Here is a 16,713-nt window from a genome sequence, read left to right on the forward strand (position 1 = left end):
CTCACAAAAAAAGTGAGATTTATTAGAGACTTTTGCTTGAAGGAGATTGCTTGAAGTTACTTGTTGTAGATGATAGCTCCACAATGAGAAGAATTATAAAAAATACTTTGCAGCGTTTGGGCTATGAGGATATTTTGGAGGCAGAGCATGGTGTTGAGGCCTGGGACATCTTGAATGGAGATAGTAAGATCGATGTTTTGATTACAGATTGGAATATGCCCGAGATGAATGGACTTGAGCTTGTGAAAAAAACACGAGCGGATGCAAGGTATGAAGATATTCCTATCATTATGGTGACCACAGAGGGAGGCAAGGCAGAAGTGATCACTGCGCTAAAAGCTGGTGTGAATAATTACATTGTCAAGCCCTTCACCCCACAGGTACTAAAAGAGAAGTTGGAAGCGGTTTTGGGCCTAAATGACTGAAGATTTTTTTGAAGTCACGATTCTTCCGCAATCCCATTGCGATTTATTCATTGATTTCATCATTGATTCTACGGGTGAGGCTATCGAGGAATCCTTAATTTCTCTTGATTTTGTTAAAGACTTTGAATTTTTTGCCCTCAAGATGGAGCAGCTTTCTGTCCCAATGCTTCCAACTATCATCGTGCGCAGTCAGGAAGACTGTCGAGATCTCATAAAAAGTTTGCGGTCCTTTGTGCAATTATTGGGAGAGAGAGTGGGGGAGGCTGTTGGTTTTGCATACAAGATTCAAAAAAAGAAAAATGAAGATTGGATTCAAAAATACAAAGAAGGAGTTGCACCCATTGTCTGTGGGGGGTTTTATATTCGTCCGAGTTGGGTTGCTCCAAAAAAAGATCTAGAAAATCTCATCATCGATCCAGCCCTTGCTTTTGGATCGGGGCATCATGCAACTACAGCGATGTGCATAGAATTTTTAAACTCTCTAGATCTCAGAGAAAAAAAATGCCTGGATGTTGGCTGCGGGAGCGGGATTTTGTCACTTGTAGCCAAAAAAAGAGGAGCTAATGTTTTTTTGTGTGACACAGATGCGCTTGCAGTGATAGAGAGCAAGAAAAATTTCGCATTAAATGGTGAGCAAATCGACCAGATATGGGAGGGCAGCATCAAGGATGAGGAGCGGGTTTATGACGTGATAGTGGCCAATATTTTGGCAGATGTTATTAAAATACTATATAATGATTTTTCCAAAGCACTCAAGAGTGGTGCTACCTTGATCCTTTCGGGAATTTTAGAGCAATATAAAGATAGCGTGATTGATAAATTTTCTGCTTTTGTGTTACAGGAAATTTTGACCAAAGAGGAATGGGTAGCATTAAAAATGATTAAAAAATAGAACTGACAAAAGGGGAACGATGGCACAAGAGAAAAAAAATAAAAAACCCAATAAACAAAACCCCATCTTAGTGTTTCTTGTTTTTGCCGTGCTCGCTATTTTGCTTGTGCGCCTCACAAGCTCTGAAGAGGGCGGCATTTTGGACAAAATTGGCGGCGGTGTAAGCAAGAATATTGATTATTATGAGCTCAAACAATTGATTAAAAACAATGAAGTGAGTTCTGTGAGTATTGGACAGACCATCATCAAAGCTACAGGAAATCGTGGCGGACAGAAGATTTATTATGTCGCAAAAAAAGTCCAAGACCCTACACTTGTGCCATTGTTGGATGAGAAAAAGATTAACTATGGTGGTTTTAGCGAAAGCAATTTTTTCACAGAAATGCTAGGCTGGCTACTCCCTTTTTTGATTATCATTTTTATTTGGGTTTTCATCACCTCCAGGATGCAAAAAAACATGGGGGGAGGAATTTTTGGCATGGGCAGCTCCAAGAAGCTCGTGAATGCTGAAAAGCCCAAGGTACGTTTTGGTGATATGGCAGGGAATGAAGAGGCAAAAGAAGAGGTTGTAGAGATTGTGGACTTTCTCAAATATCCCGAACGATATGCTTCTATTGGTGCCAAAATCCCCAAGGGAGTTTTATTGGTTGGACCTCCTGGGACTGGCAAAACTCTGCTTGCCAAAGCCGTGGCAGGTGAGGCGAATGTCCCCTTTTTCTCCATGAGCGGGAGTAGCTTCATTGAGATGTTTGTAGGGCTTGGTGCCAGTCGTGTGAGAGATTTGTTTGAGATGGCAAAGAAAGAGGCTCCGAGCATGATTTTCATCGATGAGATTGATGCTATTGGTAAATCTCGTGCAGCTGGTGGGATGATTAGCGGCAATGATGAAAGAGAGCAGACACTCAACCAATTGCTCGCAGAGATGGATGGATTTGGATCAGAAAATGCCCCTGTGATTGTGCTGGCTGCTACAAATAGACCCGAGGTATTAGATCCTGCACTTTTGCGCCCGGGCAGATTTGATCGGCAGGTGCTTGTGGATAAACCAGATTTCAATGGCAGGATCGAAATCCTAAAGGTGCACATCAAATCTGTGAAACTTGCCAAAGATGTGGATTTACAAGAGATTGCCAAGCTCACTGCGGGGCTTGCTGGTGCGGATTTGGCAAACATCATCAATGAAGCTGCACTCCTTGCGGGGCGTGCAAATCAAAAAGAAGTCTCTCAGAAAAATCTTAAAGAAGCTGTAGAGCGCGGTATTGCGGGATTGGAGAAAAAATCTCGTAGAATCTCTCCGCAGGAGAAAAAAATCGTGGCTTATCATGAGAGTGGACATGCGGTGATCTCAGAGATGACCAAGGGATCAGATCGTGTCAATAAGGTCTCCATCATCCCGCGCGGGATGGCAGCACTTGGCTATACTCTCAATACGCCTGAGGAAAATAAATACCTCATTCAAAAGCATGAACTCATTGCAAAAATTGACGTGCTCCTAGGCGGTCGCGCAGCAGAAGAAGTGTTCTTGGAGGAGATTTCCACAGGGGCAAGTAATGACTTGGAGCGCGCTACAGATATTTTAAAATCGATGGTGAGTTATTATGGCATGACGGATGTGAGTGGGTTAATGGTGTTAGAAAAATCACGCAATGCTTTTTTGGGCGGGGGAATGGGTTCTTCTAGGGAGTTTAGTGAAAAGATTGCAGAATCCATGGATCATTACATCAAAGAAACCCTCAATGAGCGCTATAGCGCTGTAAAACAAACTCTGCGTGACTATCGAGATGCTATTGAGAAAATGGTAGCCGAGTTACTCGAAAAAGAGGTGATTGATGGCAATCGGGTACGCGAGATTTTGGGAGATTATGAAAGAGAAAGGGGGCTAGAAACTCGCTTGGTGCAGAGAGAAGAGCTCTAAAATGGTGCGTACGCAGTTTTTGGCTAAAGAGGGGTTTAAGGGACTTGGCATAGGCATTTTGATCTTTCTTGTTGCATTTTTATTGGATTTGAGATTCTTGCTTTTTTTTCTGCTAATTTTTTTAGCCATGTGGATTTTTATTTTTCGCAATCCCGAGCGCTTTGCAAGTGAGCGCGGAGAGGGCGTCGTCCTTGCTCCTAGTGATGGGAAGATTACTGATATCTGGTATCAAAGTGGACTTGTGTACATTAGTATTGCCATTGATTGGGTGGATGTTGGATTGCTGCGCGCTCCTTATGATGCGCGCAATATCTCGTTCAAGATTAGACATGGGCTAAGGGCGTCTTTTGTCCCAGAGGCCACCAAAGAGAAGGTGAATCAAAGGATGTATTATCAAAGTGAGGATTTTGACATGATTATCGAGCCTGAAATCTTCCAGGCAAATTTTTATCCGCTTCCAGATGCCCTTACAGGCGATCGCATTGGTTTTTGCAAATTAGGAAGATTGCAGGTAGTTTTCAAAGAGAATTTCTTGGATTTGAGGGTCAATATCGGCGATGTGCTAAAGGGGGGAGAAACTTTATTGGGATACAAAAAATGAATATCAACCCTTTGTATGTGCTCCCCAATCTTTTTACGGCAGGAAGCATTTTTTTGGGCATTGTGAGCATTATTTTTTCTTCACGAGGTTTGTTTGAGGAGGCATGTTGGCTGGTTTTGATCTCGATGATTTTGGATGGGCTTGATGGTCGTGTAGCCAGACTCACAAATACCACAAGCAAATTTGGCATCGAATTTGACTCTCTTGCTGATGTTGTGGCATTTGGTGTGGCACCTGCGATGCTTTTGTATTTTTATTCTGGCATCAATTATGGGCGCTATGGGATCTTGATTAGCGCAGTGTTTGTGATTTTTGGTGCGATTCGACTGGCTCGCTTCAATATTTCTACAGGAAGCACAGAGCCAGGATCCTTTATTGGATTGCCCATACCTGGAGCTGCCATCGCATTGAGTCTTTGGATTTTATTGGATTTGCAATATCGTTTTTTGGACTTTTTTGGGACTTCTTATTTGCTATTGCCACTGGCTTTATTGCTCGGCATTTTGATGGTGAGTAATATCCGATACCCCAGCTTCAAAAAAATGAAATGGAATATCCGAACTTTTGTGTTGATTATCCTATTGCTTGGTGCCATCTATCTCAGACCTCAGGAAGTTGTTGGTGGCATTATCACGCTCTATATTCTCTATGGAATTGTGCGCTGGATTTTTGTGGTGATTATCAAGATTTTGTTCACAAAAATGACTAAGGGTTAGCACAAGGGGTTTTACCCTCTATTTGATTTGTTACCATAGAATCGCCCCAAAACACGAAGGAGACCCATGAAAGAAGCCTATTTCAAGATTAAGGGGATGAGTTGCTCTTCTTGCTCTTCTGGTATAGAGCGCTCCCTTGGTCGCAAAAGCGGAGTGCAAAAAATTGAAGTTAATCTAGTGGGGGAGTCTGCGCATGTGCAGTATGATGAGTCAAAGATTACGCTGGAGGCTATTTTTTCCCAGATTAGCAAGATGGGTTATGAACCCAGCGACAAAGAAGAAAAAAAGCTAAGCTGGATCCAGAAATTTGATGAACTTTTTCTCACTCCTCAATCCCGCGTGATTTTGGCCATGATACTGAGTGCCATGGTGCTTACCCTCTCCATGCTGCCCCTAGTCATCCCGATGCAAGAACCCCTCTTTGGCCTGCATGTCAATGTCACCTTGCAGTTGATTCTCACATTGATTGTCATGCATCTTGGGAGACATTTTTATATCCGTGGTTTTGGGGCATTGCTGCATTCCACCCCCAATATGGATACGCTTGTGGCCCTTGGCAGTGGAGTTTCCTTCCTCTATAGCCTCTTTATTTATGTCAAGATTATGTTTGATCATGTGGAATATCCTTTGTATTTTGAGAGCGTGTGCGTGATTTTGGCATTTATCCTACTTGGAAAATATTTAGAGAGCTATGCCAAAAATAAATCCCTAGAGCAGCTCAATTTATTATTTAATTTCTACCAAAAAACCACTTTGCGCTTACAGGAGGATAATAGCTATCAAGAGGTGCCGGTCAAAGATGTCGTAGCAGGGGATGTGCTCAAGGTCTTGCCAGGGGGTACGATTCCCGTGGACTCCCTCATTATAGAGGGGGGTGGGAATGTCGATGAATCCATGCTTAGTGGAGAGAGCGTGCCCGTGTACAAAAAGGTTGATGACCAAGTTTTTGCTGGAAGCGTGATGTTGGATCAGGGTTGTATTCTGCGTGCTCAAAAAGATTCTAGACATAGCACCATTGCGGAGGTGCTCAAGCTTGTACGCAAAGCCCAGGATTCCAAGGCTCCAGTGGCACGTTTGGCAGATGTGGTTTCAGGATATTTTGTGCCTTTTGTTTTGCTTATTGGCCTCATTTTCTTTGTGTTTTGGTGGGTGTATCGCGGGGATTTTGCTTTTGCATTAGAGGTGTTTGTGAGTATTTTAGTGGTGAGTTGTCCTTGCGCCCTAGGACTTGCCACGCCCATGGCGATTCTTATTGCCAGTACCAGGGGTGCGAAAAATTCTCTGCTTTTTAAAAATGCCAAAGCTTTGGAAAACACGCACAAAGTCCAAAAAGTCCTATTTGACAAAACAGGTACCCTGACAGAGGGAAGGCTAGAGATTAGTGAGATTAAAAGCTATCACAAGGATTTCAGTGCGCGAATGCTGCTGCAAATTGCCAGCAGTCTAGAAGATCGCAGCGAGCATCCTATCGCTAAAGCAATTTTGAAATTTGCAGAGGAGAAGGGGGTGCAAAAAAGCGAAGTGATGGACTTTGAAAATACCGCGGGTATGGGGGTGGCAGGAAGATTGGAGGGTGTGATGTATAAAATTGGAAAGAAGGATTTTTTTGATGCAAGCATTGCTGAGGAAGCCCATCTTACAAGTGTATTTGTTGCCAGGGTCATAGATGGCAAAGAAGAGCTTTTGGGTGTTTTATTTTTGGAGGACAAGATTCGTGAAGATGCAAGGGGTGTCATTGATTTTCTCAAATCTCAAAATATCGGTGTGATGATGCTAAGCGGTGATCAAGAAGGTGTGGTGCAAAGTGTTGCGCAAAAGCTTGGTATTACGGAGTATTTTGGGAATCTCAAGCCCCATCAAAAATATGAAATTATTGAAAATCTCAAGTCTTCTGGTCAGAGGGTCATGATGGTGGGTGATGGCCTCAATGACGCACCAGCACTGGCCCTAGCAGATATTTCTCTGGCAATGGGCGGGGGCAATGATCTCTCTCAAGAGAGAGCAGATGTCGTGGTGCTAAATAATCAAATCAAAGGTGTGGTAAATGCCATCAAACTTTCTCACCAGACCCTGCGGAATATCAAACAAAATCTCTTCTGGGCATTTTTTTATAATATAATCGCCATCAGCATTGCAGGAGGGATTTTGTATCATCTGGGATTTATGTTAAACCCCATGGTCGCTGCGTTTGCGATGTCTCTGAGCAGCCTGAGTGTGATCTTAAATGCGCAGAGACTTCGATTTTTTAAATTTTAAGGAGTAAATATGGAAAAGATTTTTTTGGTAGATGGTATGCGTTGCAATCATTGTGTCGACAAGATCGAGAAATTTGTCGGCGAGATTGATGGGGTGGAGTTGGTGGATGTGGATTTGCAAAATCAAAAAGTCAAGGTGGTGTTTGAGCCTGCAGCGCTAGAAACCCAAATCAAGGATGCGATTTTAGATAGTGGCTATGAAGTGCGGGAATGAGAAGATTTTATCAGCGCTTTTGGCCTTATATCAAAGAATATAAGCTTTATTTCCTCATTGCCATCCTCGCCACTGCTCTGACAGGAGCTTGTACGGCTTGGGGGGCTTATCTCATCAAGCCTGCATTGGATGATATTTTTATCAAAAAAGATCTTCAAATGCTTGTAATCCTGCCATTTTTGGTCATTTTTTGCTATGTGGGCAAGGGGGTGGGAATCTTGGCACAGACATATTTTATGAATTACATTGGTCTAGATATTGTTAAAAAAATTCGTAACAAGATGCTAGAAAAAATGCTAGAAATGGAAATGGGTTTTTTTAACAATATGCGCAAGGGCGAGTTGATTGCTAGAATCACCAATGATATTGGGATGATACGATCTAGTGTGTCGCATTATTTTGCCCAAGCTGCCCAGGAGATTTTTACGGCTTTGGGGCTCGTTGGCGTGGTGATCTATCAGAGTCCGCGTTTAGCAGTAATTGGCCTTATTATCATGCCACTGGCGGCCTATCCCATGAGCCGTATTATCAAAAAGATCAAAAAAATCGCCCGCCAAAACCAAGAAAAAAATTCTGACATCACCGCAAAGCTCGCAGAAATTTTCAATAATATTGAAATTATCAAAGCAAACAATGGCGAGAAAATCGAGGCAAAAAATTTCACTCTGCAAAATGAGCATTTTTTCAAATTGGGGTTAAAGAGTGCATTTTGGGGGCAGATCAATGCGCCTATTATGGAGTTTTTGGGCGCGGTTGCCATTGGCCTCATCATTTATCTTGGGGGCAATGAAGTCATCCATGGCAATCTCACCACAGGGGCGTTTTTCTCTTTTCTCACTGCGCTTTTTATGCTTTATACCCCCATCAAAAGGCTTGTAAACATGGCCACCTCCTATCAGGAGGCAATTGTTGCAAGTGATAGGATTTTTGAGATTTTAGATCGCCAGCCACTGGTCCAAGATGGCGATTTTGTGCTAAAAGATCCCATTGAGAGCCTTGAAATCAAGCAAGTGGGTCTCTCTTATGGTAGACATCATGCACTCTCTAATGTGAATATGAAGCTCTGTCTCAATGAGATTGTAGCTTTTGTGGGGAAGAGTGGCAGCGGCAAGAGCTCGATGGTGAGCATGATTTTGCGTCTTTATGATTGCACAGAGGGGCAGATTTGCATTAATGGACAGGACATCAAACATTTCACCCAGCACAGCATCCGCGAGCAGATGGCGATTGTGACGCAGAGAATTTTTATTTTCCATGATAGTGTTTTGGCAAATGTGGCTTATGGAAGCCCGGTGGATGAGGATCGTGTGATTGAGGCGCTCAAGCAGGCGGATGCCATGGATTTTATCCAAAAACTCCCCCAGGGGATTCATAGCATCTTGGATGAAACGGGTACGAATCTCAGCGGTGGGCAGCGTCAGCGCATCGCGATTGCAAGGGCAATCTATAAGAATCCTCGGGTGTTGATTTTAGATGAAGCCACCTCAGCCCTTGATGGCAAAACAGAAGAATCCATCAAAAATACCATTGCCAAAATCGCACATGACAAAATCGTCATCCTTATCGCCCATCGCCCCAGCACCATCGAGCTTGCCAATAGGATTTATTCTTTTGAAAATGGTAGGGTGAGTGAAAGGTATTCCAAAGAGCTAAGCAGAGACATTCTGACTCCTTTATAATCTCTCTAAAAATTTCTAGAAAGGAGTCTGGGGATGAGTTGGGGTCTTTGGCATTTTGCATTCTCTAAATTTTCCCATAAAGAGCAAGACCTTTGATGTTTTTGCCCCCAAATTTTCTCAATTGAGATTGGCCTGGATCTTTGATGTGCTAGTTCCTCTCTGTTTTGCCATTGAGTCTATACCATCGATGCATCAAGTGCTCTAAATTTTGATTCTAGCACGGTTGTTGCCATCACTTTTATCTCAATCCCCGCCAACCCATAACTGCGCAAGCCAAATCTAGCTACCCCTGGCCTGCTTCAAAGATTGTGAAATTTTCATATTTTTATGACATTGGTGTTTTGTTTGTTGTTCATTACTTAGATTTTATTTTGATTTTGTTATCAAAGCATGAAGGATTTACATGAAGATTAGCATTGGACAATATCTTTTGAATCGATTGAAAGACTATGGTATTGAGCATATTTTTGGTGTGCCCGGAGATTATAATCTAGGCTTTTTGGATCTGATAGAAGATGATGAGGATTTGGAATGGATAGGAAATTGTAATGAACTCAATGCCTCATATGCTGCAGATGGCTATGCTCGTATTCGACCAATGGGTGCCTTGGTGAGCACCTTTGGTGTGGGTGAGCTGAGTGCTATCAATGGCATTGCTGGGGCATATGCAGAAAATGTGCCTGTTGTCAAAATTGTTGGCATGCCATCAAGAAATATTTCTCTAAATAAGCGTCTTGTGCATCACACGCTGGGAGATGGAGAATTTTTGAAGTTTTATCGCATGTATGAGGAGGTTACAGTTGCTCAAACCATCTTAAACAAGCAAAATGCAAAAGAAGAGATTGATCGTGTGTTGCGAGAATGTCATCTACAAAAAAAGCCAGTCTACATTGGCATACCAGTGGATGTGCCAGGCCTGCAGATCGAAGCCTCTAAGAGTGTGGACTATCACCCACAAAGTGATAAAAAAATCCTAGATGCATTCATTGCTGGCGTGAAGAAAGAGCTCTTAGGCTCAAAAGCTCAAATCGTATTAGCAGACTATGAAGTCAATCGCTATGGGCTCAATTCTGCACTCCATGAATTTATTCAAAAGACCAATCTCCCTATAGCCTCGCTGTCTATGGGGAAGGGCGTGTTCAAAGAGAGTCACCCCAATTTTGTGGGTATCTACAATGGAATTCTAAGTGATGAGGCTGTAACCTCAGCCATCAAGCAAGCAGATTGCAGTATTCTTATTGGCGTCAAACTCACTGACTCGCTTACTGCTGGGTTTAATTACATCTCCAAGGATCCTCCGACAATTGAAATCCATCCCTTCCACAGTCGCATCGGAGATAAAATTTATAGTGACATCCTGATGCAAGATGTGCTAAAAAAACTCTCCGCTCTAAAATTTCATCCCCATCGCTCCACTCATACCTCCTTGCCCAAGCAAAAACCTCATCCCTCAGATACCCTCACTCAAGAGAGATTTTTTGGGCTCATAGAAAAGCACTTAGAGCCCAATGATGTTTTGATCGCTGAGCAGGGAACTTCGTTTTTTGGCTCTGTGGATGTCAGACTGCCTGAGGGTGTGACATTTGTCTGCCAGCCTTTGTGGGGCTCAATTGGCTATACTTTTGGTGCAGTGCTAGGCACTTGTCTGGCAAACAAAGATCGCAGAAATATTTTGCTCATTGGTGATGGTTCCTTGCAGCTAACCGCCCAAGAGCTCTCAACCATGCTAAGAGAGAATATCAACCCAATTATCATTGTAATCAATAATGATGGCTATACAGTGGAGCGATGTATCCATGGCCCAAATCGCAAATACAATGACATTAATATGTGGCATTACACAAAGCTGATTGATACATTTGATGTCACGCTAAAGCGCGAGGCTTTGATCTTTAGAGCTTCTTGTGTCAAAGAATTAGAGGAGGCTTTTGAAAGCGCAAGGGTGCATGCAAAGCAACTCGCTCTTATAGAGGTTGTGATGGATAGAGATGATGCACCAGCACTCCTCAAAAAACTAGGAGGGCTTTTCTCCGCGCAAAATAGCTATTAAACTTCATGCTAATTTTTGTTTTTGCTTATGGTGCCAAATCCTGCATGAGCGATTGTGTGGGGGGTGTTAGTTTGTGATTTGGTTTTTGAGGATGAGGAAGTGATTTTAGTAAGCTAGGGGCATGATGAGGGGGTTAGCTTTAATTGGGATTTTGGAGGCAAGATGCCCGGGGATTACCCCAGGAGTTTGTGAGTTGGCATCATCCAAAAAAGAACTACTTTTGTGCGCTCCATCTTTGCTCGATTTTGCCAAAGCGCCAGATGCCATAAGATAACAGCCATACAAAGATAAACAAGAAAACAAGATAAAAACCCAAGTCTCCAAAATCTAGCTCCGCCACATAGCCCAAAAATCCACTAAGCTCCCAGTGCAGCTTTTGTGCGAGCACTTGGAAGAGCTCAATAAGACCAATGACTAAGGCCACAAGTACGCTTAGCAATGTGATTGTAATATTGTAGTAAATCTTGCGAAGAGGAGTTCTAAAAGCCCAGTCATAGGCCTTAATCATAAATGCCCCATCGCAGGTGTCAAATAGGCTCATGCCAGCAGCAAAGAGAATAGGTAGGGAGAGCATGCCTAGAATGCTGATTTGAATGGTGCCAGCTGAGAGGGAGAGAAGCGCCACTTCACTAGCTGTGTCAAAACCAAGACCAAACAAAAAGCCAATGGGATAGATGTGCCAACTCTTTGATACAAAGGCAAAGAGGGGTTTAAAAAAGCGATTCATAAAACCCCTGTTTTGTAGCATTTCCTCCAGGTTTTCTTCGCTATAAGATCCGCTTTTGCTGCGCGCAAAAACCTTGAATAGATCTATGAGAATAAACACATTAAAAAGGCCCAGCAAGAGCAGAAAGGAACCAGATACAATGGTGCCTATGACACCCCCTAGCTCTTTCATGGCGGGCATGTTGCTATCCATCCAATTTAGCGCAAACACACTCGCTACCGTGGCTAAAATCACGACGCTAGAATGCCCCATGGAGAAATAAAAGCCAACCCCCATGGCATTTTGCTTCTGCTCTAAAAGTTTACGGATGGTGTTATCAATGCAGGCGATGTGATCTGCATCAAAGGCATGTCGCGATCCTAGAGCATAAGCTGTGGCCGCTAGGGCATAAAATCTAGCATCATTGGATAAAAATAGCAAAGTCAATCCCAAAGCATGTAAGAAAACAATGGCAAGGGTATAGGGTAGAAATTCGCGCATGAAAAACCTTTGATTTTTGTAATATTTTATCAAAAATCTTGCACGGCACTGCAGAATTATGGATGCTTTGTGAGCTTTTGTGGAGTTTTTCATAGTTTTTCTATCCCCAATCCATCCCCACTAAAAAAATATTTTGCGGTATTTTTTAGATTTTCTACAAGATTATGTGTGAATTATTGCTTATAATCAAAAAGCGTAATACCATAAAATAGAGGATTTGGAGGTTATCTTATAATATTAAGTAAGAGAGAATTTAGGAAGTTTATGCAATGGTCGGAGTAGCGGGATTCAAACCCACGACCTCACCCACCCCAAGGGTGCGCGCTAATCAGGCTGCGCTATACTCCGATGAATTGCAATTGTAGCACAAAAGCTTAAATTACATTTTTGTTTTGATGCAAATTCCCAAAAGTCCCAGTCCCAGTGTCAGAGTATGGCTCACGATATGGAATACCTTGAGTAGCTCAGCCTCTTCCTCAGAACCTAGGATTCTGTAATTGTTGTAGAAAGTATGGAAACTTACCGCGATGCCTCTGAGATATTCACAGACTTTTTGGAGTGCATATTCCTCAAAGGCATTCTCCAACACCCTCTGCAGCTGCAGAGCTTGAAAAAGCAGATCATAGGCATCTTGATTTTCTAGATTTCGTAGGGAAATGTTTGCAAAATTATAGTGTTTTTCACATTTTTCAAAAAGTGTGTGAATGCGCGCATTGGCATAATTGATATAGAAAATGGGATTACTAGAATCTTGTTTTTTGAGATCTTTAATATCAAATTCCAGCGCGGTATCAAGCTTCTTTGAGAGGAAGGTGAAGCGTAGCGCATCCACCCCAATATCTGCCACAACATCCTTCATCAAGATAAAATTTCCTGCACGCTTGCTCATTTTATAGGGCTGACCATCTTTGAGCAAACTCACCATTTGAGCTAAAATAATTTTTAGTTTCTTGCTATCAAATCCCAGATGTTCCAAACTCGCCAAAACCCGATTGATATAGCCGTGGTGATCGGCCCCCCAGATATTGATATAAGAATCATAGCCTCGTGCAAATTTATCATTGTGATAGATGATGTCTCCTGCTAAATAGGTGGGCTCGCCATCATCTCGAATAATCACTCGATCTTTTTCATCCCCAAATTGCTGGGATTTGAGCCAAAATTTCTGGTCTTTTTCATAGATGGCATCATTTTTTTGCAGCAAGGAAAGTGTGGAATCCCATTCCTCATACAATTCCTTTTCGCTGACAAAAAAATCAAAAGTAATGCCAACTTCTTCTAGATTACTCTTGATTTCTTCTAGCATCAAATCTTTGCCAAAGTTGCTTAACTCTGGAATATGCTGCGCGCTAAAAACATCATTCCCAAAGCGCTCCTGTGCGAGTTTTGCTAGATCGATGATGTATTCCCCTTTATAGGAATTTTCAGGATATTCCACTGTTTGCTTGAGCAGATGTTCCTGCCCTGCCAACATGATGGAAAGTCCCAGCATCTGGATTTGTGCGCCAGCATCATTGATGTAATACTCTGTCTTGATGTCATAGCCCAAAAATTTGCCAATCTTGGCCAGACTGTCACCAAATATCGCTCCTCTGGCATGTCCAATATGCAAGGGACCGGTGGGATTGGCGCTCACATACTCCAATAGGATGCGCTTTTTTTTTGGTTCTCTTCGTGGAGCTTTGAGTGTTTTGTTTGCCATGGATTCCAAAAATGCATGGCAAAGTGTGAGATTGATGTATCCCCCAATCACCTCTACTTTTTCAAAAACCTCGATATCTCGCTCAAGGATTTCAGTATCCTGGATTCTGATATCCTCGCATTTTTTTGCGAGCTCTTCTGCAATGAGGGCAGGGGATTTTTTATAGGTTTTTGCCAAAGTAAAGGCGATGGGCGTGGCATAATGCCCAAAATCTTTGTTTTTGGGCATCTCAAGGGTGATGTCTCTGACATCCAGCGCGTCTTCTAAAAGTTTTTTGATCGTCTGATGCATCCAGATTCCTTGATGATTACTGTGGTTTTTGTGATGTTTCTTGTTTATTGACAGAACTCTTTTTCTTGCTGCTTTCTACTTTTTTGGGTTTGGGTTTTTCTTCCTCTTCTTCTTGAATGGGCTCTTCCTCATCATCCTTCACTGCTTTTTTGAAATTCTTGATCCCGCTGCCTAGCCCTTTGGCAAGCTCTGGAATTTTCTTGGCTCCAAATAACAGCACGATCACCAACAAAACAATTACCCAATGCCAAATGCTTCCAAATCCGCCCATAAAATAAGCTCCTTCATCTTAAAATTTGGCGAAATTATACAAAAAAATATGAGTTAATTTGTTTTCCAAGTACGCATTAGCTCTAGTGCATCAAAATTGCAGCAATCCATCCCATGCGCAATTCCCAAAATTTGCTTGGAGGCTTTTTTAATGTCATCATTGATGATTAAAAAATCAAATTCCCCCACAGCTTCCATTTCTTTGTAGGCATGTCCCAATCGATGCTCCAAGTCTTGCTTGCTTTCGCTCTGGCGCTGCTGCAATCGTTGTTTTAAAATTAAATCCGTGGGGGTGGTGATGAATACAGATTTTGCGAAGGGATAGTATTTTTTGATATTGCGATGCCCTTGAACATCCACATCAAAAACAATTAATCTCCCCTCTAAGAGAGCTTGTTCTATGGGTTTTTTTGAGGTTCCATAATAGTTTTGATGCACCTGTGCCCATTCCAAAAATCTATCATTTTTGACATCTTGCAGAAAATCTTCTTTGGTGACAAAAAAGTACTCCCTGCCATGCTGCTCGCCTTCTCTTGGTATCCTTGTTGTAGTTGAGATAGAAAAATAAAGATGGGGAAATTCTTTTTTTAAAACCTGATACAGCGTACTTTTTCCGCTGCCACTAGGCCCTGAGAGGATGAGCATTTTTTGCATGGATTATTCCTCTTTTGTTTTCAAAAGGAGATCTAGCTCTTTTTGAAGTTCTTTTAGATCTTCTTTGGAGGTGGATTTGAGAAGTTCAAGGAATTCTTGATTCTTCTTTGATGATTTTTCTGAGACCCTTATATGCTCTAGAGTTTTTTGTCCATCCTTGCTGGCTTTAGTGTCTTTATCTTTGAGCGCGCTGCGCATTTCTTCTTCTGAAATGGCTGCCTTTTCCAATGCCTTGAGGCCTTGTTGTTTGTTTTGCAAAAACTCATGAATGGATGGAATCCTCTCCATCTCAATAATGCCATCTTCAATTTCATCTTCTCTATCATGCGCTCCTGAATCACAGGAGGCTTTCTCATAGGGTGGGAATAATTCTTCCAAATCGCTTTTTTGAATCATTTCTAGGTGGATTATAGAATCTGCAGAATTTACATATTCTTCTGTGGATTCTGCTTGATCTGCTGATTTCTCTGCTGAATCGTTGGGTCCTTGGGCTTTATGAGATCCCCTAGAGTCTAGCGCCTCTTGCAATTCCATGCCATCTAGAAGGTCTAGCTCTTCTAGGTCTTTTGTGGGATTTTGATGTGCTTTTTTGGGTGTGGAGCTTTTTGGTTTATTTATTTCTGAGGCGGAGGCTTCTTCCTGGATTTCGATATTTTCCCCAGGCTTTAGTGCCTCTTGCAATTCTGTGTCATCTAGGAGATCTAGCTCTTTTAAACTATCATTTTGGTTTTTGGGGTCTGTGTGCCCCTCTGTGAAATCTGCTAGGGGATTGGTTCCTTCATTATGTGTCAGATTCTCTGGTTCTTCTGGGATTTCTTCCTGCGCGGGATTTTCAAGTCCTCCGCCATTTGCTCGAGTTTTTTGTGTGGCATCTGGCTCGGTATCTAGCAGCAAGCGTTTAACCTCATCAATCTCAGAGGGATTGAGTATGCCAGATTTCCCTCCCACATCCTCTCCATCTTGTCCGTTGTTTTGTGGATTCAAAAATTCATCCCCCCCACTCAATGGTTCTTGTGGCTTAGAAGAAGGATTTGATTCTTGTTCTGTGTCAGTTTGCTTGGCTTCTAGGGTATCCCAAAAATCCTCACCTAGATTAGCTTCTTTGCTTTGTTCATCTTGCTCCTTCTCTTGGGTGGTGAGAAGATGGGCCTCAGGGACACTGGTTTCAGGAACATTGGCAGCAGGAGTGTCAAAAGAAAGATCCTGCGCATCCAAGGGGGTTTCTGGCTTTGTGAATTCTTTATAAATTCCCTCTGTGAGTTGCTTGGGATCAAAACCTTGGAATTCCTCTTGAGGGGAATCCCTGCCAGAGAAGATCTCACCAAAGCTCTTGGAAATATCTTCATCCAAATCTTTTTGTTTTTGCTCTCTAGATTTGAAAAAATCCAGCTCCTCCTCCATGGGAGTAATGGTCTCATTTTCTGGTTTTTCTTGCGGGCTAGATTTGGTGGAGGCATTGTTGTGTGCATGGATGATTTCAATGACCTGTGATGGTAAAAATGGCTTTTTTAAAGAATAGTCAAAGTCCTTTGAGGGTTTAGCGGATTTTTCATGGATGAAGACCTTGGCAAAGTCTGTCTGACCGATGTTTGCGACATCTCCAATGCCATCATCAAAGAAGACCAAAGTATCTGAGGGATCCTTGGAGATATCAGGGAGGTTAATGAGATTTTCATGTACTTCTATGGGGAGCTGTAGGGATTTTACACTGCTTTCAACGATTTTAATCACCATGGTATTTTTGCTAAACAAGAAAACCTTCACAACATCACCCTGCTAAAATTCCAAATATAATTGTAAGATTATAACACAAATTTGTAAGACGAGGATTTTTGGAAGATG

14 protein-coding genes and 1 tRNA gene are annotated in these 16,713 nt (G+C 42.3%); 9 read left to right on the plus strand and 6 right to left on the minus strand.

Going from position 1 to position 16,713, the window contains the following annotated elements; all coding sequences use genetic code 11:
- Positions 1-50: 50 nt before the first annotated feature.
- The 9 genes from DQN48_RS01230 to DQN48_RS01270 all read left to right on the plus strand — a co-directional run bounded on the left by DQN48_RS01230 (position 51) and on the right by DQN48_RS01270 (position 10,747).
- The gene (locus DQN48_RS01230) at positions 51-425 is read left to right on the plus strand and encodes a chemotaxis response regulator CheY (RefSeq protein WP_013022574.1); all 375 of its coding nucleotides are present in this window, start codon (positions 51-53) and stop codon (positions 423-425) included.
- A complete protein-coding gene (locus DQN48_RS01235; protein WP_013022575.1) occupies positions 418-1,317 on the plus strand; it encodes a 50S ribosomal protein L11 methyltransferase in 900 nt (299 codons plus the stop codon). The genes DQN48_RS01230 and DQN48_RS01235 overlap by 8 nt, the downstream gene beginning before the upstream one ends.
- A gap of 19 nt (positions 1,318-1,336) precedes the next feature.
- The gene (ftsH, locus tag DQN48_RS01240; protein WP_013022576.1) at positions 1,337-3,232 is read left to right on the plus strand and encodes an ATP-dependent zinc metalloprotease FtsH; all 1,896 of its coding nucleotides are present in this window, start codon (positions 1,337-1,339) and stop codon (positions 3,230-3,232) included.
- Between the two features lies 1 nt (position 3,233).
- Positions 3,234-3,833: a phosphatidylserine decarboxylase gene (locus DQN48_RS01245; RefSeq protein WP_013022577.1), complete on the plus strand. Its 600-nt coding sequence runs from the start codon at positions 3,234-3,236 to the stop codon at positions 3,831-3,833.
- Positions 3,830-4,549, plus strand: a complete 720-nt coding sequence (gene pssA / locus DQN48_RS01250; RefSeq protein WP_013022578.1) for a CDP-diacylglycerol--serine O-phosphatidyltransferase — start codon at positions 3,830-3,832, stop codon at positions 4,547-4,549. Before DQN48_RS01245 ends, pssA begins: the two co-directional genes overlap by 4 nt.
- 66 nt (positions 4,550-4,615) lie before the next feature.
- The gene (locus DQN48_RS01255; protein ID WP_013022579.1) at positions 4,616-6,805 is read left to right on the plus strand and encodes a heavy metal translocating P-type ATPase; all 2,190 of its coding nucleotides are present in this window, start codon (positions 4,616-4,618) and stop codon (positions 6,803-6,805) included.
- A 9-nt stretch (positions 6,806-6,814) separates the two neighbouring features.
- Positions 6,815-7,018 (plus strand): copper-binding metallochaperone CopP, encoded by a 204-nt coding sequence (copP, locus tag DQN48_RS01260; protein WP_013022580.1) that lies wholly within the window; start codon positions 6,815-6,817, stop codon positions 7,016-7,018.
- Positions 7,015-8,697 (plus strand): ABC transporter ATP-binding protein, encoded by a 1,683-nt coding sequence (locus DQN48_RS01265; protein WP_013022581.1) that lies wholly within the window; start codon positions 7,015-7,017, stop codon positions 8,695-8,697. The genes copP and DQN48_RS01265 overlap by 4 nt, the downstream gene beginning before the upstream one ends.
- 403 nt (positions 8,698-9,100) lie before the next feature.
- Positions 9,101-10,747: an alpha-keto acid decarboxylase family protein gene (locus DQN48_RS01270; protein WP_013022583.1), complete on the plus strand. Its 1,647-nt coding sequence runs from the start codon at positions 9,101-9,103 to the stop codon at positions 10,745-10,747.
- Positions 10,748-10,961: 214 nt separating this feature from the next.
- Here DQN48_RS01270 and DQN48_RS01275 read toward each other — a convergent pair whose 3' ends face one another.
- The 6 genes from DQN48_RS01275 to DQN48_RS01300 all read right to left on the minus strand — a co-directional run bounded on the left by DQN48_RS01275 (position 10,962) and on the right by DQN48_RS01300 (position 16,635).
- Entirely contained in the window at positions 10,962-11,954 is a 993-nt protein-coding gene (locus DQN48_RS01275; protein WP_013022584.1) for a HoxN/HupN/NixA family nickel/cobalt transporter, read from the minus strand.
- Between the two features lie 270 nt (positions 11,955-12,224).
- A tRNA-Pro gene (locus DQN48_RS01280) sits at positions 12,225-12,302 on the minus strand.
- Positions 12,303-12,333: 31 nt separating this feature from the next.
- Entirely contained in the window at positions 12,334-13,947 is a 1,614-nt protein-coding gene (gene argS, locus DQN48_RS01285; RefSeq protein ID WP_013022585.1) for an arginine--tRNA ligase, read from the minus strand.
- 16 nt (positions 13,948-13,963) lie between these two features.
- Positions 13,964-14,218: a twin-arginine translocase TatA/TatE family subunit gene (tatA, locus tag DQN48_RS01290; RefSeq protein ID WP_013022586.1), complete on the minus strand. Its 255-nt coding sequence runs from the start codon at positions 14,216-14,218 to the stop codon at positions 13,964-13,966.
- Between the two features lie 53 nt (positions 14,219-14,271).
- On the minus strand, positions 14,272-14,871 hold the full coding sequence (gene gmk, locus DQN48_RS01295) for a guanylate kinase (protein ID WP_013022587.1): 600 nt from the start codon (positions 14,869-14,871) through the stop codon (positions 14,272-14,274).
- A gap of 3 nt (positions 14,872-14,874) precedes the next feature.
- Entirely contained in the window at positions 14,875-16,635 is a 1,761-nt protein-coding gene (locus DQN48_RS01300; protein ID WP_013022588.1) for a hypothetical protein, read from the minus strand.
- Positions 16,636-16,713 lie beyond the last annotated feature (78 nt).

The sequence above is a fragment of the Helicobacter mustelae genome, assembly GCF_900476215.1.
GTDB lineage: Bacteria > Campylobacterota > Campylobacteria > Campylobacterales > Helicobacteraceae > Helicobacter_H > Helicobacter_H mustelae.

What these genes read in the sequence shown, in the direction of transcription:
- DQN48_RS01270 (WP_013022583.1), top strand. Translation starts at nt 9,101, where the DNA reads ATGAAGATTAGCATTGGACAATATCTTTTGAATCGATTGAAAGACTAT.
- DQN48_RS01265 (WP_013022581.1), top strand. Translation starts at nt 7,015, where the DNA reads ATGAGAAGATTTTATCAGCGCTTTTGGCCTTATATCAAAGAATATAAG.
- pssA (WP_013022578.1), top strand. Translation starts at nt 3,830, where the DNA reads ATGAATATCAACCCTTTGTATGTGCTCCCCAATCTTTTTACGGCAGGA.
- gmk (WP_013022587.1), bottom strand. Translation starts at nt 14,871, where the DNA reads ATGCAAAAAATGCTCATCCTCTCAGGGCCTAGTGGCAGCGGAAAAAGT.
- DQN48_RS01235 (WP_013022575.1), top strand. Translation starts at nt 418, where the DNA reads ATGACTGAAGATTTTTTTGAAGTCACGATTCTTCCGCAATCCCATTGC.
- DQN48_RS01245 (WP_013022577.1), top strand. Translation starts at nt 3,234, where the DNA reads ATGGTGCGTACGCAGTTTTTGGCTAAAGAGGGGTTTAAGGGACTTGGC.
- argS (WP_013022585.1), bottom strand. Translation starts at nt 13,947, where the DNA reads ATGCATCAGACGATCAAAAAACTTTTAGAAGACGCGCTGGATGTCAGA.
- tatA (WP_013022586.1), bottom strand. Translation starts at nt 14,218, where the DNA reads ATGGGCGGATTTGGAAGCATTTGGCATTGGGTAATTGTTTTGTTGGTG.
- copP (WP_013022580.1), top strand. Translation starts at nt 6,815, where the DNA reads ATGGAAAAGATTTTTTTGGTAGATGGTATGCGTTGCAATCATTGTGTC.
- DQN48_RS01255 (WP_013022579.1), top strand. Translation starts at nt 4,616, where the DNA reads ATGAAAGAAGCCTATTTCAAGATTAAGGGGATGAGTTGCTCTTCTTGC.
- ftsH (WP_013022576.1), top strand. Translation starts at nt 1,337, where the DNA reads ATGGCACAAGAGAAAAAAAATAAAAAACCCAATAAACAAAACCCCATC.
- DQN48_RS01275 (WP_013022584.1), bottom strand. Translation starts at nt 11,954, where the DNA reads ATGCGCGAATTTCTACCCTATACCCTTGCCATTGTTTTCTTACATGCT.